At 71.7% G+C, this 21,507-nt stretch carries 22 protein-coding genes and 1 pseudogene; 9 read left to right on the top strand and 14 right to left on the bottom strand.

The annotated features are described in order from the left end of the window. The 3 genes from ACFWP2_RS16065 to ACFWP2_RS16075 form a co-directional block, all read left to right on the top strand. Positions 1–5,940 (top strand): RHS repeat domain-containing protein (locus ACFWP2_RS16065; RefSeq protein WP_380451454.1); only part of this gene is annotated, 5,940 nt, incomplete at its 5' end. A gap of 4 nt (positions 5,941–5,944) precedes the next feature. Then, positions 5,945–6,736, top strand: a complete 792-nt coding sequence (locus ACFWP2_RS16070) for a hypothetical protein (protein ID WP_380451456.1) — start codon at positions 5,945–5,947, stop codon at positions 6,734–6,736. A gap of 133 nt (positions 6,737–6,869) precedes the next feature. Next, positions 6,870–7,463 (top strand): DUF4291 domain-containing protein, encoded by a 594-nt coding sequence (locus ACFWP2_RS16075; protein ID WP_380451458.1) that lies wholly within the window; start codon positions 6,870–6,872, stop codon positions 7,461–7,463. Positions 7,464–7,488: 25 nt separating this feature from the next. Here the strand turns inward: ACFWP2_RS16075 and tgmC are convergent, their stop codons facing one another. The 5 genes from tgmC to ACFWP2_RS16100 all read right to left on the bottom strand — a co-directional run bounded on the left by tgmC (position 7,489) and on the right by ACFWP2_RS16100 (position 10,396). Continuing rightward, positions 7,489–8,631 carry an ATP-grasp peptide maturase system methyltransferase gene (tgmC, locus tag ACFWP2_RS16080; RefSeq protein ID WP_380451460.1) on the bottom strand — a complete coding sequence of 381 codons (1,143 nt, stop codon included), beginning with the start codon at positions 8,629–8,631 and terminating at the stop codon, positions 7,489–7,491. Positions 8,632–8,948: 317 nt separating this feature from the next. Beyond that, entirely contained in the window at positions 8,949–9,149 is a 201-nt protein-coding gene (locus tag ACFWP2_RS16085) for a DUF397 domain-containing protein (protein ID WP_380451463.1), read from the bottom strand. Further along, positions 9,146–9,334, bottom strand: a complete 189-nt coding sequence (locus ACFWP2_RS16090; RefSeq protein ID WP_380451465.1) for a DUF397 domain-containing protein — start codon at positions 9,332–9,334, stop codon at positions 9,146–9,148. Before ACFWP2_RS16090 ends, ACFWP2_RS16085 begins: the two co-directional genes overlap by 4 nt. Positions 9,335–9,354: 20 nt before the next feature. Next, positions 9,355–9,486, bottom strand: a complete 132-nt coding sequence (locus tag ACFWP2_RS16095; RefSeq protein ID WP_380451467.1) for a DUF397 domain-containing protein — start codon at positions 9,484–9,486, stop codon at positions 9,355–9,357. Further along, positions 9,449–10,396 carry a helix-turn-helix domain-containing protein gene (locus ACFWP2_RS16100; RefSeq protein ID WP_380451469.1) on the bottom strand — a complete coding sequence of 316 codons (948 nt, stop codon included), beginning with the start codon at positions 10,394–10,396 and terminating at the stop codon, positions 9,449–9,451. The genes ACFWP2_RS16095 and ACFWP2_RS16100 overlap by 38 nt, the downstream gene beginning before the upstream one ends. A 278-nt stretch (positions 10,397–10,674) precedes the next feature. Between ACFWP2_RS16100 and ACFWP2_RS16105 the strand changes: the two genes are divergently transcribed. Together ACFWP2_RS16105 and ACFWP2_RS16110 are read left to right on the top strand one after the other, a co-directional pair. Further along, on the top strand, positions 10,675–10,980 hold the full coding sequence (locus ACFWP2_RS16105) for a hypothetical protein (protein WP_380451471.1): 306 nt from the start codon (positions 10,675–10,677) through the stop codon (positions 10,978–10,980). A 91-nt stretch (positions 10,981–11,071) separates the two neighbouring features. After that, positions 11,072–11,515, top strand: a complete 444-nt coding sequence (locus ACFWP2_RS16110; protein WP_380451473.1) for a DUF6210 family protein — start codon at positions 11,072–11,074, stop codon at positions 11,513–11,515. Between the two features lie 31 nt (positions 11,516–11,546). Here the strand turns inward: ACFWP2_RS16110 and ACFWP2_RS16115 are convergent, their stop codons facing one another. From ACFWP2_RS16115 to ACFWP2_RS16135, 5 genes are all read right to left on the bottom strand, one after another. Then, positions 11,547–12,761: a cytochrome P450 gene (locus ACFWP2_RS16115; RefSeq protein WP_380451475.1), complete on the bottom strand. Its 1,215-nt coding sequence runs from the start codon at positions 12,759–12,761 to the stop codon at positions 11,547–11,549. Between the two features lie 91 nt (positions 12,762–12,852). Then, positions 12,853–13,071: a ferredoxin gene (locus ACFWP2_RS16120; RefSeq protein ID WP_380451477.1), complete on the bottom strand. Its 219-nt coding sequence runs from the start codon at positions 13,069–13,071 to the stop codon at positions 12,853–12,855. A gap of 218 nt (positions 13,072–13,289) precedes the next feature. Beyond that, on the bottom strand, positions 13,290–13,433 hold the full coding sequence (locus ACFWP2_RS16125) for a hypothetical protein (RefSeq protein ID WP_380451479.1): 144 nt from the start codon (positions 13,431–13,433) through the stop codon (positions 13,290–13,292). A 76-nt stretch (positions 13,434–13,509) separates the two neighbouring features. Further along, positions 13,510–13,800, bottom strand: a complete 291-nt coding sequence (locus ACFWP2_RS16130) for a hypothetical protein (protein ID WP_380451481.1) — start codon at positions 13,798–13,800, stop codon at positions 13,510–13,512. A 46-nt stretch (positions 13,801–13,846) separates the two neighbouring features. Beyond that, positions 13,847–14,293, bottom strand: a complete 447-nt coding sequence (locus tag ACFWP2_RS16135) for an anthrone oxygenase family protein (RefSeq protein ID WP_380451483.1) — start codon at positions 14,291–14,293, stop codon at positions 13,847–13,849. A 91-nt stretch (positions 14,294–14,384) separates the two neighbouring features. On the opposite strand from ACFWP2_RS16135, the gene ACFWP2_RS16140 reads away from it, so the two are divergent. After that, a complete protein-coding gene (locus ACFWP2_RS16140) occupies positions 14,385–14,963 on the top strand; it encodes a TetR/AcrR family transcriptional regulator (RefSeq protein WP_380451485.1) in 579 nt (192 codons plus the stop codon). A 112-nt stretch (positions 14,964–15,075) separates the two neighbouring features. Here ACFWP2_RS16140 and ACFWP2_RS16145 read toward each other — a convergent pair whose 3' ends face one another. Continuing rightward, positions 15,076–15,744, bottom strand: coding sequence for a hypothetical protein (locus ACFWP2_RS16145; protein ID WP_380451487.1), 669 nt, complete (start codon positions 15,742–15,744; stop codon positions 15,076–15,078). Positions 15,745–15,904: 160 nt separating this feature from the next. Here ACFWP2_RS16145 and ACFWP2_RS16150 point away from each other — a divergent pair, with 160 nt between their 5' ends. Further along, positions 15,905–16,483 carry a hypothetical protein gene (locus ACFWP2_RS16150; protein ID WP_380451489.1) on the top strand — a complete coding sequence of 193 codons (579 nt, stop codon included), beginning with the start codon at positions 15,905–15,907 and terminating at the stop codon, positions 16,481–16,483. Positions 16,484–16,634: 151 nt separating this feature from the next. Here the strand turns inward: ACFWP2_RS16150 and ACFWP2_RS16155 are convergent. Next, positions 16,635–16,958, bottom strand: a pseudogene (locus tag ACFWP2_RS16155) (NUDIX hydrolase); the annotation flags it as partial. Positions 16,959–17,043: 85 nt separating this feature from the next. Next, entirely contained in the window at positions 17,044–18,072 is a 1,029-nt protein-coding gene (locus tag ACFWP2_RS16160; protein ID WP_380451491.1) for a GlxA family transcriptional regulator, read from the bottom strand. A 70-nt stretch (positions 18,073–18,142) separates the two neighbouring features. Here ACFWP2_RS16160 and ACFWP2_RS16165 point away from each other — a divergent pair, with 70 nt between their 5' ends. Next, on the top strand, positions 18,143–19,105 hold the full coding sequence (locus ACFWP2_RS16165) for an NADP-dependent oxidoreductase (protein WP_380451493.1): 963 nt from the start codon (positions 18,143–18,145) through the stop codon (positions 19,103–19,105). 150 nt (positions 19,106–19,255) lie between these two features. Beyond that, entirely contained in the window at positions 19,256–20,533 is a 1,278-nt protein-coding gene (locus ACFWP2_RS16170; protein WP_380451495.1) for a threonine/serine exporter family protein, read from the top strand. A 78-nt stretch (positions 20,534–20,611) separates the two neighbouring features. On the opposite strand, the gene ACFWP2_RS16175 is transcribed toward ACFWP2_RS16170, so the two are convergent. Then, positions 20,612–21,325 carry an IclR family transcriptional regulator gene (locus tag ACFWP2_RS16175; RefSeq protein ID WP_380451497.1) on the bottom strand — a complete coding sequence of 238 codons (714 nt, stop codon included), beginning with the start codon at positions 21,323–21,325 and terminating at the stop codon, positions 20,612–20,614. Positions 21,326–21,507: the final 182 nt, after the last annotated feature.

Here is a 21,507-nt window from a genome sequence, read left to right on the forward strand (position 1 = left end):
CCGCTGCCGGGCGGCAACGACGTCGCGAAGCAGACCGTCGCCGCGGACGCGCTGACCACGGCCCCGGCCGGGTCGATGCGCCTGGCGTCCGCGCCCGGCGCGATGGTGCTGGCGGCCACGACCGGCAGCGCCGGCCCGAGCGGCGACTACAAGGCGACGCCGCTCACCCCGGCGTCCTCCTGGTCGACGTCCCTGAACAGCGGGTCGTTCACCTGGTCGTACGACATGCCGCTCACGGCCATGCCCGGCAACCTCACGCCGAAGATCGGTCTGTCGTACAACTCCGGCAGCATCGACGGCCGGACCGCGAACAGCAACAACCAGGCCTCCTGGGCCGGCGACGGCTTCGAGCTCTCCCCCGGCTTCGTCGAGCGCAGCTACAAGGCCTGCGCGGACGACGGCGCCCCCAAGACCGGCACCAACAGCCCCGGCGACCTGTGCTGGGGGACGGACAACGGCACCATCAGCTTCGGCGGCCACTCCGGCGAGCTGATCCCGGTCTCCGGTGACGAGTGGCGCATCAAGGGCGACGACAACACCAAGGTCACCCGCCTGCGCGACACCGGCCGGGGCAACGGCGACAACGACGGCGAGTACTTCCGCGCCACCACCGCCGACGGCACCAGCTACTACTTCGGCTACAACCGCCTGCCGAACTGGTCGGCGGGCAAGCCGGAGACCAAGTCCGTGTACACCGTGCCGGTCTACGGCAACAACGCGGGCGAGCCGTGCAACGGCGCCGACTTCGCGTCCTCGTGGTGCCAGCAGGGCTGGCGGTGGAACCTGGACCTGGTGGTCGACGCCCACGGCAACGACATCACCTACTGGTACACCCCCGAGACCAACAACTACGGCCGCAACCTCAAGGCCACCGACCGCACGTCGTACATCCGCGGCGGGCGCCTGGAGCACATCGAGTACGGCCAGCAGCAGGGCGACCTCTACTCGGCCACCGTCAAGCCGATGGGCCGGGTCGACTTCGGCACCGCCGAGCGCTGCCTGGAGACCAACACCGCGCTCTGCGACCCCGCGAAGATCGACACCAACCGGCAGTACTGGTACGACACCCCGTGGGACCAGAACTGCAAGGACGGCACCGACTGCACCGGGCAGAGCTCGCCGACCTACTTCACGCGGACCCGCCTGACCTCCGTCACCGCCAAGACGCTCCAGGCCGACGGTAGTTACGCCACCGTCGACACGTGGACCCTGAACCACAAGTGGGGCACCGCCGACTTCGACTACCAGCTGCTGCTGGACTCCATCCAGCACACCGGCTCCTCCGCCGCCCCGTCGATCGCCCTGCCCAAGACCGGCTTCGCCTACAAGCAGCTGGCGAACCGGCTCGACAAGGTCGGCGACGGCCGCATGCCGTTCATCAAGCAGCGCCTCGGCACCGTCACCGACGAGCTCGGCGGCCAGATCGACGTCAACTACTCGGCCGCGGCCTGCGACTGGAACAACCTGCCCACCCCGCAGACCAACACCACCCGCTGCTTCCCGCAGATGTACCAGCCGTCCAACGACGTGCCGGTGACCACCGAGTGGTTCAACAAGTACGTCGTCGACGCGGTCATCGCCACCGACCGCACCGGCGGCGCACCCGACATGGTCACCCACTACACCTACCTCGGCGACGCCGCCTGGCACTTCGACGACGAGGACGGCCTCACCCCGGCCAAGCTCAAGACCTGGTCCCAGTGGCGCGGCTACGCCCACGCCCGGATGGAGACCGGCGGCGTCACCGGCATGACGACGCAGGCCGACCACTACTTCCTGCGCGGCATGGACCAGGACCGCAACAACCCGGCCGACAAGAACGGCAAGCGCGCCGTCACCGTCGACGACGGCCAGGGCACCGTCCTGACCGACGACCAGGCCTGGGCCGGCTTCGAGTACCGCAGCGAGCAGTACGACAAGCCCGGCGGCGTGATCCTCTCCAAGACCGTCAGCACCCCGTGGAAGAAGGAGACCGCCAAGCGCTCCAACGACTGGGGCACCACCACCGCCAACCTCACCGGCACCCAGGCGAGCCGGTCCTTCACCTCCCTCGACAAGGGCGCGGGCGCCGCCTGGCGCGAGACCCGCACCTCGACCACGTTCGACGACTACGGCCGTACGACCCAGAGCGAGGACCTCGCCGACGCCGCGGTGGGCACCGATGACACCTGCACCCGCACGACGTACGCCGACAACACCGCGGCCTGGATCCTGACCGGCACCATCCAGATCGAGATGGTCGCCGCCAACTGCTCGGCGGCCGTGAACCGCGACACCCAGGCGGACGGGACCTCCGCGGTCCTGTCGGACATCCGCACCCGCTACGACGGCCAGGCCTACGGCGCCGCCCCCGTCAAGGGCGACGCCACCACCGTGCACACCCTGAAGTCCCGCTCCGGCAACCGGGCCACCTACCTGGACGGGACGACCCACTACGACGCCTACGGCCGTGCCGACAGCACCACCAAGCTGGCGTCCACCACGGTGTTCGACACCACGGGTGCCACGGCACCCGTGACCACCGCCAGCACGCTGGCGCAGACCACCACCACCGGCTACTCCCCGGCGAACGGCCGGCCGACCAAGGTCACCTCGACCGGACCGCCGGTGGTCGCGGGCAACCCCGCCACCGCCATGGTCACCGTCACCGACCTCGACCTGCTGCGCGGTCAGACCGTCGACACCGTCGACGCCAACAACCGCCGCACCGACAGCCTGTACGACGCGCTCGGCCGAACGCTCAAGGTCTGGTTGCCGAACCGCTCCAAGGCGACCGGCCAGACCCCGAACCACGAGTTCGGCTACACCGACAACGACGGCCAGATCCGCGTCGTCTCGACGAAGGCGCTCAACGCCGACGGCTCCCAGGCCACCGCGTACACCCTGTACGACGGCTTCGGCCGGGCCCGGCAGACCCAGTCCCCCGGCGACAACGGCGGCCGGGTCCTGACCGACACCTTCTACGACGAGCAGGGCCAGGCGGCGCTCGCCTACGCCGGCTACTACGCCACCGGCGCGGCCTCCGGCACCCTGTTCAAGGTCGACGACACCACCGGTGTCGAGACCCAGACCGCCAGCACCTTCGACGGCCTCGGCCGCGTCGTCAAGTCCACCACCCTGGCCGGCAACGGCGTCGGGACCCCGATCGCCACCACCCTCACCGAGTACGGCGGCGACCGGGTCACCGTCACCCCGCCCACCGGCGGCACGCCCGCGACGACCGTCACCGACGCCCGCGGCCGGACCACCGAGATCCGGCAGTACCGCGGGGGCTCCCCCACCGGCGCGTACGACAGCATCCGCTACGGCTACGACCCGGCCGGGCACACCACCCAGCTGACGGACCAGTACGGGACGCAGTGGAGCTGGGCGTACGACCAGCAGGGCCGCCAGGTCAAGACCGTCGACCCCGACTCCGGCACCTCCGTCAAGACCTACGACGACCGCGGCCGGCTGGCCAGCAGCCGGGACGGCAACAACCAGACCCTGGCGTACGTCTACGACAACCTCGACCGGCAGACCGAGCTGCACTCCGGCACCGTGTCGGGCCCGCTGCTCACCTCGCAGACCTGGGACCCGTCCGGCAACAAGGGCCTGATCTCCTCGGCGACGCGGTACGCGACCGTCGGCGGCACCACCTACCCGTACACCACGACCTGGTCGCTGTACGACGCACTGGGCCGCCCGACCCGCAGCACGCTCAGCGTGCCGTCCGTCCCCGGCCAGGAGGCCCTCGCCGGGAGCTACGTCAGCGGCACCATCTACCGGCTCGACGGCAAGCAGCAGAGCATCAGCTACCCGGCGGCCGGCAACCTCGCCGCCGAGTCGGTGGCGTTCGGCTACGACGCCCTCACCCGGATGACCACGGCCCAGGGCCTGAGCAGCTACCTCACCAACCAGACGTACAGCCTGACCAGCAAGCCGCTGCAGAGCACGCTGTCCGACGGGACGGCGAACAAGCAGCTCTACATCACCAACGCCTACGAGTGGGGCACCCAGCGGCTGGCCTCCAGCCGCACCGACCAGTACGGCCAGGCGAACCCGCTGCGCGCGGCCGCCTACACCTACGACCAGGTCGGCAACGTCACGTCGATCACCGACACCTCGCGCTCCGGCACCGACCGGCAGTGCTTCCGGTACGACTACCTGGCCCGGCTCACCGAGGCGTTCACCCCGAGCGGCACCAGCTGCCCGGCCACGCCCGACGCCAAGGCGCTCGGCGGCCCGGCCCCGTACTGGACCAGCTGGCAGTTCAATCCCGACAGCACCCGGGACACCCAGACCCGGCACGACATCACCGGAGACGCCACCAAGGACGTCACCACCAAGTACAACTACCCCGGCCCGACGGCCGCCCAGCCGCACACGCTGAAGAGCACCAGCGGCACCGGCGTCCTCGCCGAGACCGCCGGCTACGACCCGGCGGGCAACACCATCGCCCGCCACCGGGACCTCGCCGCGGGCGCCACCAGTGACCAGGCGCTGACCTGGGACGCCGAGGGCAAGCTCGGCAAGGTCGTCGACACCGTCAAGAACGGGCCCGTCACCAGCACCCGGACGACGGACTACCTCTACGACCCCAGTGGCAGCCGGCTCACCGCGCACGTCCTGGACAGCGCCAACCCGAGCGCCGAGAGCTGGACGCTCTACCTCGGCACCACCGAGCTGACCCTGACCAAGGGCGCGGCCAAGCCCGCCGCCACCCGGTACTACTCGCTGGGCCAGGCCTCGGCGGTGCGGACGGACGACAACAAGGTCGCCTTCCAGGTCGCCGACCACCACTCCACCGCCGAGCTGAACGTCGACGCGGCCACCGGCACCGTCGCCCAGAAGCGGACCACGCCGTACGGCGAGCAGCGCGGCGCGGCGCCGGCCACCTGGTCGGGCAGCCACGGCTTCCTGGGCGGCATCACCGAGCCCACCGGCCTGGTCCACCTCGGGGCGCGCGACTACGACGCCTCACTCGGCCGGTTCCTCAGCATCGACCCGGTGTTCGACCCGACCAGCCCCAAGGAGCTGAACGGGTACGCCTACTCCGGCGGCAACCCGACCAGCACCAGCGACCCCGACGGCCGCAAGATGTGCGCCGACGACTGCTCCGGCAGCGACATGGCGCTGCACGGCTGGGTCGGCATGAACGGCGTCTTCCACGAGCCGACCATGGGCGACCAGTGCGTCACCCACTGCACCGACGACGGTGACGACGACGAGGCCCCCAGCACCCGTGGCGGCGACGACTCGCCGTCCCCGGCCAAGACCACCGCGGGCTCCGCGGAGAACCGCAAGAAGTGGCACGAGGCCCGGGTGGCCTGGCTGATGCAGCCGGACAACCCGATCATCGGCGAGTACCTGGAGAAGATCCGCGAGATCAACAAGAAGTACTGCCACCGCTCGGCCCGCGACGGCTGCGCCTTCGCCAACCTGGCGCAGGACCTCCAGGAGAAGTGGTACGTCGAGGACATCGCCGGCCGGATCGACGAGTCCGAGACCCCCTTCGACGAGAAGAGGTTCAAGACGCTGACCAAGAAGGGGAGCAACCTCACCACCTGGTCGCTCAGCAACAGCGAGTACGCGATAGCCTTCCAGCTGGCCCAGGGCGGCTCCCACGTCAAGGCGACGCTGGACGACGGCGGAAAGTCCGGCAAGGGCTTCGACGCCTGGGTCGACGGCGTGCCGTCCGAGTTCAAGGAGACCAAGAACGGGCCGACCGCGGTCCACGACAACATGAGGAAGTCCAACGGGAAGGGCGCGGTGCGAACGTACATCCGCATGCCGGACGACTACTCCGCCAAGACGGCCATGGCAAGCCTGAACGAGTACCTGTCGAAGCGCAGTTCGGACTTCCAGGAGTACCACATCTGGGCGGCCGGCGACCCGACCGGCTGGAGCATCAGCGGCACGATCGGCGGCGACTACAAGTGCAAGGGCCACGGGTGCTGAGGCCGTGTCCACCGATGCCGCCATCCTGGTGAGACGACCGTCCGGCCCCGCTCTCACCGCCCGGGAGATCTCCGACGTCCTCACGCCGGCCACCGATCCACTCACGGATCCGTGGCACCACGTCGTGGGCGCGGACGGGTCGAAGTTCCGGCTCCGGCTGAGCACCGAGCCCGGAGACCTCTCCGGGCCGGCGCCCGACGGGTCATCGGACGGTGGGCCGTCCGGTGGTGGGGAGCGTGACTACGACTGCTTCCTCCACGTCTCCATCTACTGGACGACCGAGGACACCGACGACAGCATCGGCTCCCTGCGGGCGTTCTGCCGGTCGCTCGTCGCGCGGCTGCACGCCGTATGGCCGGAGGCGGAGTCGGCGTTCGAGGTCGATGACGCCTACAGCTACCGGATCCTTCCGGAGCTGTCGGAGGGCGTGGTCGACCTGCGGCTGGGCAGCGAGGCTCCGCCTGCGGAGCCGGGCTTCTCCCTGGTCGAGGCGGCCAACCGCGCCGCTTCGGGCACCGGACTCGTCTTCACCGAGGACGAGCCCGGCCGGCACGTCGTCCCGTCGCAGGACGCGGGCGACTCGGTCACCTCCACCGTGTCGTCCCGGGCGGAGGAACTCCCCTTCGCCGCCGGGGCGCGCTCCGGCGCCGCCCCGGTCGACGCCCGGCAGCTGGGCGGGTTCACCGAGCGCCTGCTCGCCGAACTCGCCCGGCACACCGCCGGCGCCGACCTGGCCTGCTGGGTGAACGGCCGGCTCTACCGCTACGAGGTGGAGCTGACACCGCCGCTCGACTGATCGGACAGGACGCGGAAAGGACGCAGGGCGGCAGCACCGGTTCGGCCGGTGCTGCCGCCCTGCGGCGCGTCCGGGTGGCCGGCCCCGAGAAATTCGCTGGCGCGACGCACGCCGAAGATCGACCCTGGTCAGCGTGCCAGAACCCAAGTTCGAGATCCGCGCCCTCCACACCGACACCACGGTGACCGTCTACCAGGCCTACGCCCCGGAGATCGGCCTGCCCGCCGCACGGGACGGCCGCTTCCCGGCGGCGTGGAAGCGGGAGCGGATGACGTGGATCAAGCCGTCGTTCCTCTGGATGATGTACCGCTGCGGATGGGGAACGAAGGAGGGCCAGGAGACCGTCCTCGCCGTAGAGATCACCCGCGAGGGCTTCGAATGGGCCCTGCGGAACAGCTGCCTGTCCCACTACGCACACGGACTGCACCCCGACCAGGCCACCTGGAAGCGCGAGTTGAAGCGCTCCCCGGCCCGCGTGCAGTGGGACCCGGAACGCAACCTGCACCTGCAACCGCTCCCCCACCGGTCGCTGCAACTCGGCCTCGCCGGCGAGGCCACCGCCCGCTACGCGGACGAGTGGATCGTCGCGATCTCCGACGTCACCGCACTCGCCCACACGATCCACACCCATGTGCGGAACGGAGAGCTGGACGCTGCGCGGCAGCTCCTCCCCGCCGAACGCCCCTATCCGTCGGGCGACACCCTCCTCACCCACCTGCGCGCCTGAGCCGCTGCCATCGCGTGCCGGAGGGTCAGATCGGCAGGTTCCAGCCCGGTCCGTCCTCGCTTCCGAGCCAGACCCGCTGCCCGGTCGGCGAGACGGTGAGGCCGAAGCCCTCCTGGTGCGGCGCACCGGCCCGCTGCCAGGCTTCGACGGCAGCCTCCACCTGATCCCAGAGCCGGAGCGGGCCGCGCTGCAGCACGGTCCACCCTCCGCCGGGGACGGGCATGGTCCGGGCCTGCGACCCGGTGGCCACGTCCCAGAGGATCTGATGCCCGCCGGCCCCCATCCGTTCGGCCGAGGGCGCCGCCAGCTGGGCGACCCAACTGCCGGTCCAGGTGCTGATGACCTCGGGGTCGATCCGGGACGGGCGTTCGTCCCCCGGGAGCAGGGAGAGGCTCTGGCGCGGCGGTCGGTCGTGCGGGCGAGCGATCATGAAACTGGTGTAGCCGGGCATGAAACGGCCCCTCCCCTCGCCGGGAGCCGTGACGACCAGGCGCACCAGTCCGAAGCCGAATCCCCATCCGGAGAGGGTAGCCAGGATGACGCCGCCCGGCTTCACCTGGTGCAGCCAGCCGGGCGGCAGGTGCCGGACGGCGCAGGTGGCGATCAACCGGTCGTACGCGTCCCCGTCGGGGTCGCCGAGCAGCCCGTCGCCGACGATCAGCCGGGGCGCGAACCCGGCCGCCCCGATCGCGGCCGCGGCACGCCCGGCCACCAGCGGGTCGTACTCGATGCTGGTCAGGTTGGCGTCCCCGAGCCGGTGGGCCCCGAGGGCGGTCGAGTAGCCGGTACCCGTGCCGATCTCCAGCACCCGGTGCCCGGCCTCGACGCCGAGCTGCTGCCACATGCCCAGCACCAGCGACGGCAGGGTGGAGGACGACGACGGCGTCCCGGTCACGGTGCCCCCGGTCACGTCCTCGGGGCGGATGTGACCGTCGAGTTGGGTGATCAGCGTCTCGTTCGTGTAGACCTGCTCCAGCCACCCGGAGTCGGTCCGGTACACCGGCCGGTATTCGGTCGGGCTACTGCCCGGGACAGGAACGAAGAACGACCCGACGAACAACTCCCGCGGCACCGCCAGCGCGGCGTCCCGCCACGCCGGGTCGTCCACTGCGTCGTCGCCCGTAAGGCCGTCCACGAGGGCGGCGCGCAGCTGAGCCGATGCGCTCACGAGTCAGGGCCCCTCTCCAGAAGGTCGGCAATCGCGCGGGCGATCGCCGCGGTGCTGTCGGCACCCTGCCAGGTCCGTGGCCCGTAGACGCGGCATTCAAGCAAGCACCACTCGTAAGGGGCGGTCACCACGAGATCGTCACCGCACTCGCGCACACGATCCACGCCCACGTGCGGAACAGGGAGGCGGTGGAGGCCCGGAAAGCTCATGCCCGCCGAACTCCCGCACCTGTCGGGCGCCACACTGCTGACCCACCTGGGCGCCTGAGCCCCGACCGCACCCGTAGGAACGGCCGGGCTCACGGTCTTCGCTTACGCTCAGCCCTGGCCCGGGAACTCGCCGCCCTGAACGGCCGCAACGAAGGCTTCCCAAGCAGCGGCCGGGAAAACGAGCGCCGGGCCCTGCGGGTCCTTCGAGTCACGCACGGGGACGACGCCGGGGAGGAATCCAGGGGCCACCTCGACGCAGTCGCCGCCATCCGGGCCGCTGAAGCTGCTCTTGCGCCAGGCCGACATCATGCAGGGAACTCGCCCTCCTGGATCGCGGCGATGAAGGAGCCCCAGGCAGCCACCGGGAAGACCAGCGCCGGCCCGTGAGGATCCTTCGAGTCACGCACGGGGACGACGCCGGGGAATCCGGGGGCCACCTCGACGCACTCGCCCGCGTTGTCGCCGCTGTAGCTGCTCTTGCGCCAGATCACCACTGCCAGCTCCTTGGGGACGTCTACGCCGGGAAGTCGCCCTCACGGACGGCCGCAACAAAGGCTTCCCACGCGGCGGCCGGGAAAACGAGCGCCGGGCCGAGGGGGTCCTTCGAGTCACGCACGGGGACGAGGCCGGGGAACCCGGGGGCCACCTCGACGCAGTTGCCGCCGTTCGTTCCGCTGTAGCTGCTCTTGCGCCAGCCGGCCGCGTCGAGCTCGTTCCGCATCATCTCTGAACCCTTCCAGCGCCTCGGCGATCAGCGCGAGCGATTCGCTCGCCGTGAGCGCATCGCCACGCAGCCGATCATAGCGCCGCCGGTGCCCGGAAACGACGGCCGGATCATCGCTGGAGCTACCCCTGTCAAGGCTCTCCGAGTACACCGAGTGCCGCCCGTCCGGCATCTCCAGAAGGACCATCGACGTGTTGATGATCGTCGCCCGGGCCGTGAACGGCACCACCTGAATGACGATGTTGTCGCGTCGGGCGATGTCCAGCAGGTGCTGCATCTGGCGCGCCATCACCTTCGGCCCGCCGACCACCGATCGGATGGCGCTCTCGTCCAGGAGGACCACCAACTGCGGCCCGCCCTCGGCGAGAAACCGCTCCTGCCTCGCGAGCCTCGCCGCGACTCGCTCCTCGATCACTTCAGGGCGCTCATCCGTCCCGCCCGCCTCGAACATCGCTCGCGCGTACTCCCTGCACTGAAGCAGCCCGAGCATGTAGTCGGTCTGGTAGACATGGGCCCCGACCGCTTCGGCCTCCGCGTCGGCATGAGTCTGGAACCAATCCGGGTGCTCGATCGAGGCACTCCAGTCCACGCGGTCCCAGAGCCGTTTCAGCGACCCACCCGTGTCGAGCAACGCGTCGGCCTTCACGACCATGTCCGGCGGCATGCGCCTCTGGCCGGACTCATACCTTGTGATGTTCGGCCTGGTGCAGTGCAGCAGCTTCGCCAACTGCTCCTGCGTGTAGCCGGCCATCTCCCGGTAGAACCGCAGCTCCTCGCCGAAGATCCGCGCCGAACTGGCCGTCACTTCGCTCTTCAGTCGCCGGTGTGCCATGCCAGACCCCCAGACGTACCGCACGGGCGTGGTACCCGATTTCGGCCATCACCGTACCTCCACCACCCGGATCATGGAGACCGGAACGCAATCATCTGCCTGCGTAGCGTGATGGTGCGCGCTCCGGTCGCACGCCCCCTCCGCCTCTCTCATCACCGGCTGAAAGCACAGCCCCCACCTCACCGCCCTCACCCACTGCCGCACCCAAGCCACCAAGCACCAGAAGTCGACCCCACCGACTTCTTGCGCACCCTGACCGATCCCCCATGATGGTGATCATGACTGGTGAGCCCTTGTCCGTGTCCCTCGCCGAGCTGCGCAGATCGTTCGACGTGTTGCTCCGCCATGTAGAAGCCTCTGCGGCGGGCGATGCCGTCCTCCTGGATCAGGACTACTTCTGGTCCATCCCCCCGAACGCGCTCTACGACGTCACCCGGGAGCCGGACGAGCTCACGATCGGACAACTCTCGGAATCCTGGCAGCACCTGAGGGACGTGCTCGCCGACCCGGACCGCACGCTGGGCTACCACCTGGTGTGGCTCGCCGACGTCCTGCGGGCGATCGGCCACGACCTTCCGGCGTAGCCGCCTCGCACCACCCCGCGCGGGAAGTCGGCCCCGCCGACTTCCCGCGCACCGGGATCACGCCCGCTCGTTCCGTGCGACGCTCCTGAACATGCGTGAGGCAGACCGCAACAAGCGGTACATCTTCTTGGACCCGTACAGCAGCGGGTCGGGTCAGGGTTGGATGTTCGTCATCGTGGCCGCGCCGACCGGCGTGATCTACCAGAACCAGGGCGGAGGGTACGGCTGCGTCCAGTACCAGCAGGAGGGCTACCTGATCCCCCTGCTCGGGCCGGACCTGGACGACGAGCTGAAGGAGATCTTCGTCGGAGAGCTGAAAGGGCACGGATCACGGCGCCTGGACTGGCCGGCCGACCTGCTCGACCGGCTGCGGGCCGCGGTCGGCTTCCACGTCCACGGTTCCGCGAACCGCGACGACCCGCTCCCCACGCCACTGGTGCTCGACGAGTCCCGTCTGTCCGAGGTCGATGAGGCGTGGGTTCCGGTGCTGACGCCCGACGGTCCCGGGGTCCTCGTCTGGGAGAACTCCGACTAGCACCAGTGAGAGTCCTCCCGTTGGGCCCCGCTCACCAGGTCACGGGCAGTGACCGCATCCCGTAGATGAACGACTCGGTACGGAACTCGCGCTCGCCGGCCAGCCGCAGCCCCGGCAGCCGGCGGAACAGCGTCTCCAGGGCGATCTGGAGTTCGGCGCGGGCCAGCGGCTGGCCGAGGCACTGGTGCACGCCGAAGCCGAACGCCAGGTGCCGCCGGGCGTCCCGGTACAGGTCCAGCTCGTCCGTCGCCCGATGGCCGGCGCCGCCGAACACCGCCTCGTCCCGGTTGGCGGTGGAGAGCATCGCCATCACGCCCTCCCCGGCCCGGACGGTGACGCCGCCCAGCTCCACGTCCTCCAGCGCCACCCGGGGCAGGCCGGTGTGCACGATGGTCAGCAGCCGCAACAGCTCATCCACCGCGCCCGGCAGGGTGGCCGGGTCGGCCAGGCCGGGGATCTGCTCGGGGTGCTCCAGCAGCAGCGCGGTCGACAGCGCGATCATGTTCGCGGTCGTCTCGTGCCCGGCGACCAGCAGCAGCACGCCCATGGCGGCCGCGTCGTCCGGGGTCAGGTCGTCCCGCGCCGCGAGTCGGCTGAGGACGTCGTCCTCCGGCTGTCCGCGCTTGCGGGCCGTCAGGCCGCGCAGGTAGTCCAGCACCTCCTCCTGGGCCTCCCGGAGCTGCTCCACGGTGCTGTCCCGGTTGAGCATCGTGCGGCTCAGGCTCTGGAAGCGGTCGTGGTCCTCGTACGGCACGCCGAGCAGCAGGCAGATCACCAGCGAGGGCACCGGCAGCGCGAAGTCGGTGACCAGGTCGGCCGTGGTCCGGCCCGCGGTCATCCGGTCCAGTGCCTCGTCCACGATCCGCTGGATCTCCGGGCGCAGCTCCTCCACCCGCTTGACCAGGAATTCCCCGGTGAGCATGCGGCGCTGGCGGGCGTGCTCGGGGTCGTCGAGCCGCAGGAAGTCCGGATTGTCGGTGATCAGCTCGCGAGCGCCGGCGACCAGCAGCGGGAAGGCCGGGTGGCGTATGTCGGCACTGAACCGGCGGTCGGACAGCACGGTGCGGACCTCGGCGAAGCCGGTGACCAGCCAGCAGAGGTCGCCGTCGGGCAGCTCGGCCCTGGTCACCGGCCCGGTGGCGGCGGCCTCGGAGTACGCGGGCGGCGGGCCGAACGGGCAGCCGCCGGAGTGCCGGGCCGGCAGCGGGAGGACGGGGGTGGTGGGGGTGGTGGGTGTGGTGGTCAAGGCGGGGGTCTCCTCACGTCGCGGGTGTTCTCGTGGGGTTCGGGGCCCGGGAAGGTTCCCGGCGGCCTGCGGGGCCGGCGGCGGGGGGCCGTCAGGCCCCGGTCCGCGCGGGCTCGTCCCCGGTGACGGTGATCGCCCGGCCCGGGCAGAGCTCGGAGGCGAGCCTGACGTCGTCGAACTGCTCGGGCAGCAGGACGGTCTGACGGAGCCTCACGAGACTGTCCCGGTCGTCCTGGTCGAAGACCGCGGGGGCGTTCGTCACGCACATGCCGGAGCTGCAGCAACGGTCCCGGTCGACGCTCACCTGCATGTCGGGCACCTTTCGCCAGGGCGGCGCCAACTGCCCTGCGGCCGCCTCTCGTTGTCACGGTCAACCTAGCCGTCGCCGGTCCGTTCACGGAGGGGTACGGTGGCCGGATCGAGAACGGCTGATTCGGCCCCCGTGTGTGAACCCCCCTTGCGGCGCAGTGCGTTTCAACCCGCGGTACTTCGCCGGACGGGTCGGCGGACCCGGCCGCGCGGACGGCCTCACAAGCCTTCGGCGGTAACCGACTCCCGTACGGAGGCCACCGCGTCGGCTTCGGCGGCGCTCTTGTCCGGCCGGTCGCGCGCCACCCGGGCGAACCGCGGGGCCAGCCCGGCGGGGTAGCGGGTGCCCGCCCTCGTCGTCATCGATCCGACGGGACCGCCTCCACCCGTTCAGGCACCGGGCCGGTCTCCGCATGCGCTCGGATCGGGGCAGGAACTCTCACCGGGCCTGGCGAGGCGTCGAGCGTTCGGCTCGGCGCTTCTGGAACTCGTCGAGCCAGTCGCGTACCTGCTCGTCGTCGTGGAGGAAGTCGCCCTCAGGGCCGGCCGGCAGGTCGATGCCGTGGAGGAGTTCGAGCGCCCATCGGGACAGGTCGTCCCATTCGAGATCGTCGTCGGTGATCCATCGCGCCGCCCAGCGGTCGACGGCGTCGCGGCTCGTCCGTGCCTCGAGGAGCGCGACGAAGCGCTCCTCGATCTCGTCCAGGCCAGGCTGCCTGTTGCTGGTCATGACGTCGACCGTAGCGCGCTCCGGCCAGCTGCCCTTGCCCGCCGGCTCAGACGAGGGCGGTGACCAGCAGGGTGAAGGCGGCGACGATGACGGCGACGCGGAGGTAGTGGAAGCGGTCCCAGCGGTTCATCTGCTCCTTCCAGTCGGCGGGCCGGTTCTCGGGGGTCCACGTCTTGCCCTGGTTGTTGATCGGGACGAGCAGCAGGACCGACATGATCACGCTGACGATCAGCAGCGCGCCGGCGGTGACGACGAGGCCGGCGCCGGGGTGGTGCCATCCGGCGACGGCCCAGACGGCGCTGAGGACGAGCGAGGTGATGTACCAGACCGGCATGACGGCGCCGAGCATCCGGCCCCCGTGGGCGCGGCCGAGCTGGCCGCTGTCCTCGGGGAGTGCGTCGAGGATCCGGTTGAGGACGACGGCGACGGCGAGCTCCACCCCCACCATCAGGCCGACGAACACGGTGGTGAAGACCTCGAGTGCGTTGAACATGGCGACTCCCCCTGGAATCTAGCGCCGCTAGCTGTTGAGGCAACGCTAGTACTGCCGCCGCTCGATTGTCTAGCAGTGCTAGGATCGGGTCATGTCGGTACAGGAACGCAAGCAGCGCGAACGGGCGGACCGCGAGCGCCTCATCGTGGCCACGGCCCGCGAACTCGCCGAGCAGCAAGGCTGGGACGCGGTCACCACCCGCCGGCTCGCCGAGCGCATCGAGTACAGCCAGCCCGTCCTCTACAGCCACTTCCGCGGCAAGCGCGAGATCATCGGCGCCGTCGCCCTCCAGGGTGCCGCCGAGATGGCCACGGCGGTGCGGGCCGCGACCTCCGCCGCGGACGGGCCGCGCGCCCGGGTCTCCGCGCTCGCCCTCGCCTACCTCGACTTCGCCGAACGCAACCCGGCGGTCTACGACGCCATGTTCCAGCTCGACGGCGGCCTGGCGTTCGCCCACGAGGACACCCCCGAGCCACTGAAGGACGCCTTCGCCGCCCTGCTGGAAAGCCTCGGCGAGGTCGCCGGGGACGGCGTCCACCCGGGGCTGTTCACCGAGACGTTCTGGGCGGCCCTGCACGGTCTGGCCACCCTGACCCGGGCGGGACGACTTCCGGCGGAGCACACCGCGTGGCGGGTGGAACTGCTGGTGGACCGGCTCGCCCTGGTCTGACGCACCGCCCCGACTCCGCCTCTGCGCAGGAAGTCGGACCCGCCGACTTCCTGCGCTCCGGCGGCTCAGGCCGACTCAGGCCGGCTTGCGGCCGAGGTCGCAGAACACCCGCTCAGGCACAGAGGTGTTCGTGGAAAGGGAGCGGGCCCCTGCCGTCGACCCTCCCGAAATCCACCTGGTCGGGCGCGGTGCTGCCGTCCGCGAGACGGACCCGGGCGTGCAGGAATCCCCGCGCGAGCCACGGCGTCCCGACAGCGTAGAGGGTCCGTCGGCCGTAGGAGGTAGGGAAGTCGGCGATGCGGTCGACGGCGAGCGGGCGGCCGTCGCAGGTGAGCTCCAGGAGCTCCTCCTGGTCGGCGTAGAGGAAGCTCACCCAACGACCGTCATCCATGCTGGACCGGCCGTAGAACGGGTTGACGGCGGGTGAACTGTGAGTGGGAAGAGGGTCGGTCGGGCAGCCGACCTCCCGGGCGAGGCCGTCCTCGACCCGCGCGGCACAGAACCGGCCGCCGGGGACGGGCCAGAAGTACCAGCTCCTGCCGCCCTCGTCCCGGTAGCGGACCCACTGACGGCCCTTGGGCGGGTTGTCCGCCACGGCCCGGATCCCCTCCAGGTCGGCCGCGAGCTCCGAGAGCGGCAGCAGCTTGACCGGGCGCGGCCGGACGGCGGCGGACGAGGCCGGGCCAGCGAGCGTGGGCGCGGTGCAGGAGACCAGCGCGGCCAGCGCCAGCCCGACGACCCCCGGAATGACGGCATGACGGCACAGCGAGACAAGCCTCATCGTTTTCCCCCCGTGTACGACCGCTTCGATCCTACGATCAACTCCCCTGCGTGGAAGCGGGAACGACACGCCAGGATCACCAACGCTCCTCCGGCGCCTGATCGGTGGAACCGGAAGGCTGCCAACGGCCTTGTCCGGGCCGGTTGATAGCGTGATCGTCGTGACAGAGCTGGAGAAGCCGGAGAAGCTGGAAGAGCTGGTCCTGACCCCCGACGAACGGGCCCGGGGAGTCCAGGTCGACCGGGTGGTGTTCACGATGGACTGGACCGGCGAGGACCACCCGGGACAGCTGGCGGCGTTCGTGGCCGGTCGGCTACGGGCCTTCGGCACGGAACCGGCGGGCATCGACACCGATGCCGTCCGCCGCGCGGCCGAGGACGACCCGACCCTGCGCCGGGGTGACCTCCCGGTCCGCCAGCTCGACCACCTCTCCGCTGCGCTGGCCGATCTCGGCGGCACGCTGCTGGTGTGGGAGAGCGGTACCGACGCCTACGAGCTGCTGGTCGCGCTGACCGGCGGCCGCGAGCCGGCCGGGTTGCTGCACGAGGGCCTCCCGGTGCGGCCCTGGGGCTCGGAACCCGAGCAGACCCTGGTCAGCCTCAACTGCCCGGACTGCTCCCAGATGCTGGTCTGGGAACTGCCCCCGACCGAGACCCTCGCCGACGAGCACTGCGACTGCGGCACCGCCCTGTTCGACGCCGAAGGCCACCCCCTGCCCAACGTCACCCTCCACCCCTGAGCCAGGCCGATACGCTGCGTGGGAAGTCGGCCCCGCCGACTTCCCACGCAGCAGCACCAACCGGCCACTCGTCGGGTCGGTTCCAGCACCTTGGACGAAGATCCTCGGCCGCTACGGGAAGAAGAGCGTGGTGGGGTGGTTCGTTCACGACTCAACCCAAGTAGGGGTACGTGCCTGCGAGGTAGTCGCCGATCTGCTGGCGCATGCTGGGGTGGATGTCGTACTGGTCGAGGTCGGCGGGCTGGATGTAGCGGACGCCGTCGGCCTCGTCGTTGATCGTGGGCTCGCCCCCGACGGGGCGGCCGATGTAGGTGTTCTCGTACTGCTGGCGGATCTCGCCGTCGGTGTAGGCGACGATGTGGTTCGGGTTGGTGTACACGCCGAGGAAACCGGTGACCTCGGCCTGGATCCCGGTCTCCTCCCGGCATTCACGGACGGCGCACTCGGCGGCGGTCTCCCCGATGTCCTGGGCGCCCGCGACACAGCACCGGAGGCGGCCGACCGGACCTGACATGGCGTCTCTCCTCCGGCAGCTCCGGAACGGGGCTTCGCCGAGTGGGTCAGGGTGTGGCGGATGCCGGGGCCGGCCGGTCAGGGCCGGGCCGGGGGCCGGAGAGGCCCCGGAAGGTGTTGCGGTAGGCCTGGGGTGACACCCCGATCGCGGCGTGCAGGTGCTGCCGCAGTGAGGCGCCGGTGGCGAAGCCGATCTCGGTGGCGATGCGGTCGACCGGGAGGTCGCTGGTCTCCAGCAGGTGGCGGGCGCGGTGCAGGCGCTGCTGGATCAGCCAGCGGCCCGGGCTGGTGCCCGTCTCCTCCTGGAAGCGGCGGGCGAAGGTGCGCGGGCTCATCCGGGCGTGTGCGGCCAGCTCCCGCAGGGCGAGCGGGCGGTCGAGGTGTTCCAGGGCCCAGGCCTGGGTCGCGGCGGTGCCGTTGGCGCCCTCCGGGGGCACCGGCTGTTCGATGTACTGGGCCTGGCCGCCCTCCCGCCAGGGCGGCACCACGCAGTGCCGGGCGACCTTGTTGGCGACGGCGCTGCCGTGGTCGGAGCGCACCACGTGCAGGCACACGTCGAGGCCGGACGCGGCGCCCGCCGAGGTGAGGATGTCGCCGTCGTCGATGAACAGCACGTCGGCGTCCAGGGCGACGTGGGGGTACATCCGGCGGAAGGCCGGCGCCAGCGCCCAGTGGGTGGTGGCGGGGCGCCCGTCGAGCAGGCCGGCGGCGGCCAGCGCGAACGCGCCGGTGCAGATGGAGACGATCCGGGCGCCGGGGCGGATCCGGGCGAGGGCCGCGCGCTCGGCCTCCGGGAGGTCGGCGGTGACGCGGTGCAGGGCGTAGGGCGGGATGACGACCGTGTCGGCGCTCTCCAGTGCCTCGGGCCCGTGCCCGACGGTGATGGTGAAGTCGGCGTCGGTGGCGACCGTCCGGTCGTCCGTCGCCGCGCACGTCACCACCTCGTACGCCCCGGGCACGCCGGGGAAGACCCGGTTGGGGATGCCCAGTTCGAACGGGTAGACGCCGTCGAGGGCGAGCACGACCACGCGGTGGGGCGGCCGGTCGGCGGGAGCGAGGGGCTCGGTCGCGGGCATGGCACGATCCTATCGATCTTTGGCAATCTTGCCATTTCGCAGGTCAGGGCCGCGCCCGCACGCTTGATCCATGACCACGAACACGCGCACGAGCACGATGCGAGCCATCACCCAGACCGCCTTCGGCGCCCCGGACGTCCTCCACGAGGCCGAGGTCGAACGGCCCGCGCCCGGCGTCGGCCAGATCCTCGTCGCCGTCCACGCCGCCGGGGTCAACCCCACCGACTGGAAGCACCGCGACCGCCGCGTCTTCCTCGGCGAGCCCCCGTTCACGCTCGGCTGGGACGTCTCCGGGACCGTCGAGGCGGTCGGCCTCGGCGTCTCGCTCTTCACCCCGGGCGACGAGGTCTTCGGCATGCTGCCCTACCCGCACGGTGCCGGCTCGCACGCCGAGTACGTCACCGGCCCCGCCCGGGCCTTCGTCCCCAAGCCCGCCGCACTGAGCCACGTCGAGGCGGGCGCGCTTCCGCTGGTGGCGCTCACCGCCTGGCAGGCCCTCGTCGACACCGCCGACGTCCGGCCGGGGCAGCGGGTCCTGGTGCACGCGGCGGCCGGCGGCGTGGGGCACGTCGCCGTGCAGATCGCCAAGGCGCGCGGCGCGTACGTGATCGGCACGGCCTCCGCCGCCAAGCACGACTTCGTCCGGGGCCTGGGCGCGGACGAGGTGATCGACTACCGCACGGCCGACTTCGTGCGGGAGGCCCGGGACGTCGACGTGGTGCTCGACCCGCTGGGCGGGGAGGACCGGCTGCGCTCCCTGGAGACGCTCCGGCCGGGCGGCGTCCTGGTGTCGATCCTGCCGGTGGACCTCGACGGACTGGCCGAACGTGCCGCCGAGCTGGGGGTGACGGCGAAGACCCTGCTGGTCGAGCACGACCGGGCGGGCATGGCCGCGATCGCCGCCCTCGCCGAGTCCGGCCGGCTGCGCGTGCACGTCTCCGGCACCTACCCGCTCGCGGAGGCCGCCGAGGCCCACGCCGAGGGCGAGACCGGCCGGGTCACCGGCAAGCTGGTGCTCACCGTCCGCCCGTGACAGCGCTCGGCGGTGCGGATCCGACCGGGGTCCGCACCGCGCCGTCGCCGGGCCGGTGAGCTCCGTCGCCGGGGTGTCCGAAGGCGGCGGGAAACCGATCAGACCGGGGCACAGTCGGACTGATTCGGGCGGGATGGGACGATACCTGCCATGTCAAGCACGTCTCCCCTGGTCCGGGTCACCGATGCCCCGCTGGGCCGGGTCACCGATGCCCCGCCCGACCCGCTCCGCCGTCTGCTGCTCGAACTGGGCGAAGCCCTGCTGGGCGGTGGCCTGCCCGTCCATGACGTCGAGGAGGAACTCCACTGGCTGGGGCGGGCCTTGGGGGCTCCGGAGGTACGGGTCGCCGCCCTGACCAACGGGCTGTTCGTCGCGCTGGGGCCGGACGACGCCACCCGGTTCCAGCCGGTCGGCGCCGCGCTGCGGTTCGAGCAGACGGCCGACGTCCTCCATCTCGTGCACCGGCTGCGGGCGGGCGAGCTCGACGGACCGCGGGCGCTCGCCGAACTGGACGCGATCCGGCGGGCGCCGGCCCGCCGGCCCGCGTGGGTGTCGGACCTCGGGGCGCTGCCGGTCGGGGTGGGGGTCTGCCTGTTCCTCCAGCCGGTGGCGGCGAACGTGCTGGCGGCCGGGCTCGGCTCGCTGATCGTGGTGGGGCTGACCGTGCTGGCCCGGCGGCTGCCGTACCTGCGGCCGCTGCTGCCCGTCACGGCCGGGTTCCTGGTGGCGCTGCTGGTCCTCTCGCTCGCCCGGGCCGGGTTGCTGGAGGGCCCGCTGCGGACCATCGTCGCCACCCTGGCGATCCTGCTGCCGGGTGGGCTGCTCGTCACCGGGCTGTCGGAGATCGCGGCGGGGGCGGCCAGTGCGGGTACGGCCCGGCTGGTGTCCGGTGCGGTGCAGCTGGCGCTGTTCCTCGCCGGGGTGGCCGCGGCGGCGACCGCGACCGGCATGCCGGCCACCGCGTTGGCCGACGTGCAGGTCGCCAGGCCGAGCTGGTGGGTGATCGCGCTGGGGCTGGCGCTCGCGGTGGCCGGCGTGGTGGTCAACGTGAACACCCCGCCCCCGGCCGTGCCGTGGATCGTCGTGGTGATCGCGCTGAGCGTCACGGCCCAGGTGGTGGTGGGGTCGGCGCACGGCGCGGCGGTCGGCGGCCTGGCCGGTGGGGTCACCGCCGCGGCCGCGGCCACCCTGGTGCACTGGCTGCCGGGCGGTCCGCTCTGGCAGGTGCTCTACCTCCCGGCGTTCTGGATCGTGGTGCCGGGCTCCTTCGGCCTGCTGCACACCGCGCAGATCGAGGTCGGCAACGGCGCGCAGTCGGTGCTGACGGCCGTGTCGGCGGTCTTCGGGGTGTCGATCGGCACCCTGATCGGCGCGGTGATCAGCCGGATACCCCGCCCCCGCCGCGCCGTCCTGCTGCCCCGGACCTGAGCCCCGGACCTGAGCCGGGGCCGAGCGGGCCCCCGGGGCTCCCAGGGCAGTGGCCCCGGGAGCCCCGGGGGCGCCCGCTCAGGGGTGGCGCAGGGCCTCGGTGAGCCGGTGGGCGGCCTCGACCACGGCCTGGGAGAGGTGGGCCCCGGGGTGCCGGGTGAGGCGTTCGATCGGGCCGGAGACCGTGACGGCCGCGACCACCCGGTTGGACTGGCCGCGGACGGGCGCGGAGACGGAGGCGACCCCGAGTTCGCGCTCGCCGACGGACTGGGCCCAGCCCCGGCGCCGTACGCCGCTCAGGGCGGTGGCGGTGAAGCGGGCGCCCTGGAGGCCGCGGTGGAGGCGCTCCGGCTCCTCCCAGGCGAGCAGGATCTGGGCGGCGGCGCCGACCTTCATGGGGAGGGTGACGCCCACCGGAACGGTGTCGCGCAGGCCGGTGAGGCGCTCGGCGGCGGCCACGCAGATCCGTACCTCGCCCTGCCGCCGGTAGAGCTGGGCGCTCTCGCCGGTGACGTCGCGCAGCTGGGTGAGGACCGAGCCGGCCGCGGCCAGCAGCCGGTCCTCGCCGGCGGCCGTGGCGAGTTCGCCGAGCCGGGGGCCGAGCATGAACCGGCCGTGCACGTCCCGGCTGACCAGGCGGTGGTGTTCGAGTGCGACGGCCAGCCGGTGGGCGGTGGGCCGCGCCATGCCGGTGGCCGCGACCAGGCCGCCCAGGGTGGCGGGCCCGGCCTCCAGGGTGCCGAGGATCGAGGTGACCTTGTCGAGCACGCCGACGCCGCTCGTGTTCTCCATGGGTGGGGTACTCCAGTCTCGAGGCCGGGAGCAGCGGGTGGGGGCTGCTCACGGCGGCTCCTGGCGGGGAGCCTGGGGTGTGGTCAGCGAGGACGGGCCGGGGAAGTCGGCCGATTGCCTGCGCCGGGCACGAGACGGGTACGCGAAAGAGCGAGACGGGTCCGCGAAGGAGCCGGGGCGGG

It is taken from the genome of Kitasatospora sp. NPDC058444 (assembly GCF_042721415.1).
GTDB lineage: Bacteria > Actinomycetota > Actinomycetes > Streptomycetales > Streptomycetaceae > Kitasatospora.

Excerpts from the sequence above, each read along its gene's own strand:
- ACFWP2_RS16085 (WP_380451463.1), bottom strand. The coding sequence starts at position 9,149 with ATGATGTCGGCCTGGCGCAAGAGCAGCTTCAGCGGCCCGGATGGCGGC.
- ACFWP2_RS16100 (WP_380451469.1), bottom strand. The coding sequence starts at position 10,396 with ATGGCACACCGGCGACTGAAGAGCGAAGTGACGGCCAGTTCGGCGCGG.
- ACFWP2_RS16105 (WP_380451471.1), top strand. The coding sequence starts at position 10,675 with ATGACTGGTGAGCCCTTGTCCGTGTCCCTCGCCGAGCTGCGCAGATCG.
- ACFWP2_RS16110 (WP_380451473.1), top strand. The coding sequence starts at position 11,072 with ATGCGTGAGGCAGACCGCAACAAGCGGTACATCTTCTTGGACCCGTAC.
- ACFWP2_RS16120 (WP_380451477.1), bottom strand. The coding sequence starts at position 13,071 with ATGCAGGTGAGCGTCGACCGGGACCGTTGCTGCAGCTCCGGCATGTGC.
- ACFWP2_RS16125 (WP_380451479.1), bottom strand. The coding sequence starts at position 13,433 with ATGACGACGAGGGCGGGCACCCGCTACCCCGCCGGGCTGGCCCCGCGG.
- ACFWP2_RS16130 (WP_380451481.1), bottom strand. The coding sequence starts at position 13,800 with ATGACCAGCAACAGGCAGCCTGGCCTGGACGAGATCGAGGAGCGCTTC.
- ACFWP2_RS16135 (WP_380451483.1), bottom strand. The coding sequence starts at position 14,293 with ATGTTCAACGCACTCGAGGTCTTCACCACCGTGTTCGTCGGCCTGATG.
- ACFWP2_RS16140 (WP_380451485.1), top strand. The coding sequence starts at position 14,385 with ATGTCGGTACAGGAACGCAAGCAGCGCGAACGGGCGGACCGCGAGCGC.
- ACFWP2_RS16145 (WP_380451487.1), bottom strand. The coding sequence starts at position 15,744 with ATGAGGCTTGTCTCGCTGTGCCGTCATGCCGTCATTCCGGGGGTCGTC.
- ACFWP2_RS16160 (WP_380451491.1), bottom strand. The coding sequence starts at position 18,072 with ATGCCCGCGACCGAGCCCCTCGCTCCCGCCGACCGGCCGCCCCACCGC.
- ACFWP2_RS16165 (WP_380451493.1), top strand. The coding sequence starts at position 18,143 with ATGACCACGAACACGCGCACGAGCACGATGCGAGCCATCACCCAGACC.
- ACFWP2_RS16170 (WP_380451495.1), top strand. The coding sequence starts at position 19,256 with ATGTCAAGCACGTCTCCCCTGGTCCGGGTCACCGATGCCCCGCTGGGC.
- ACFWP2_RS16175 (WP_380451497.1), bottom strand. The coding sequence starts at position 21,325 with ATGGAGAACACGAGCGGCGTCGGCGTGCTCGACAAGGTCACCTCGATC.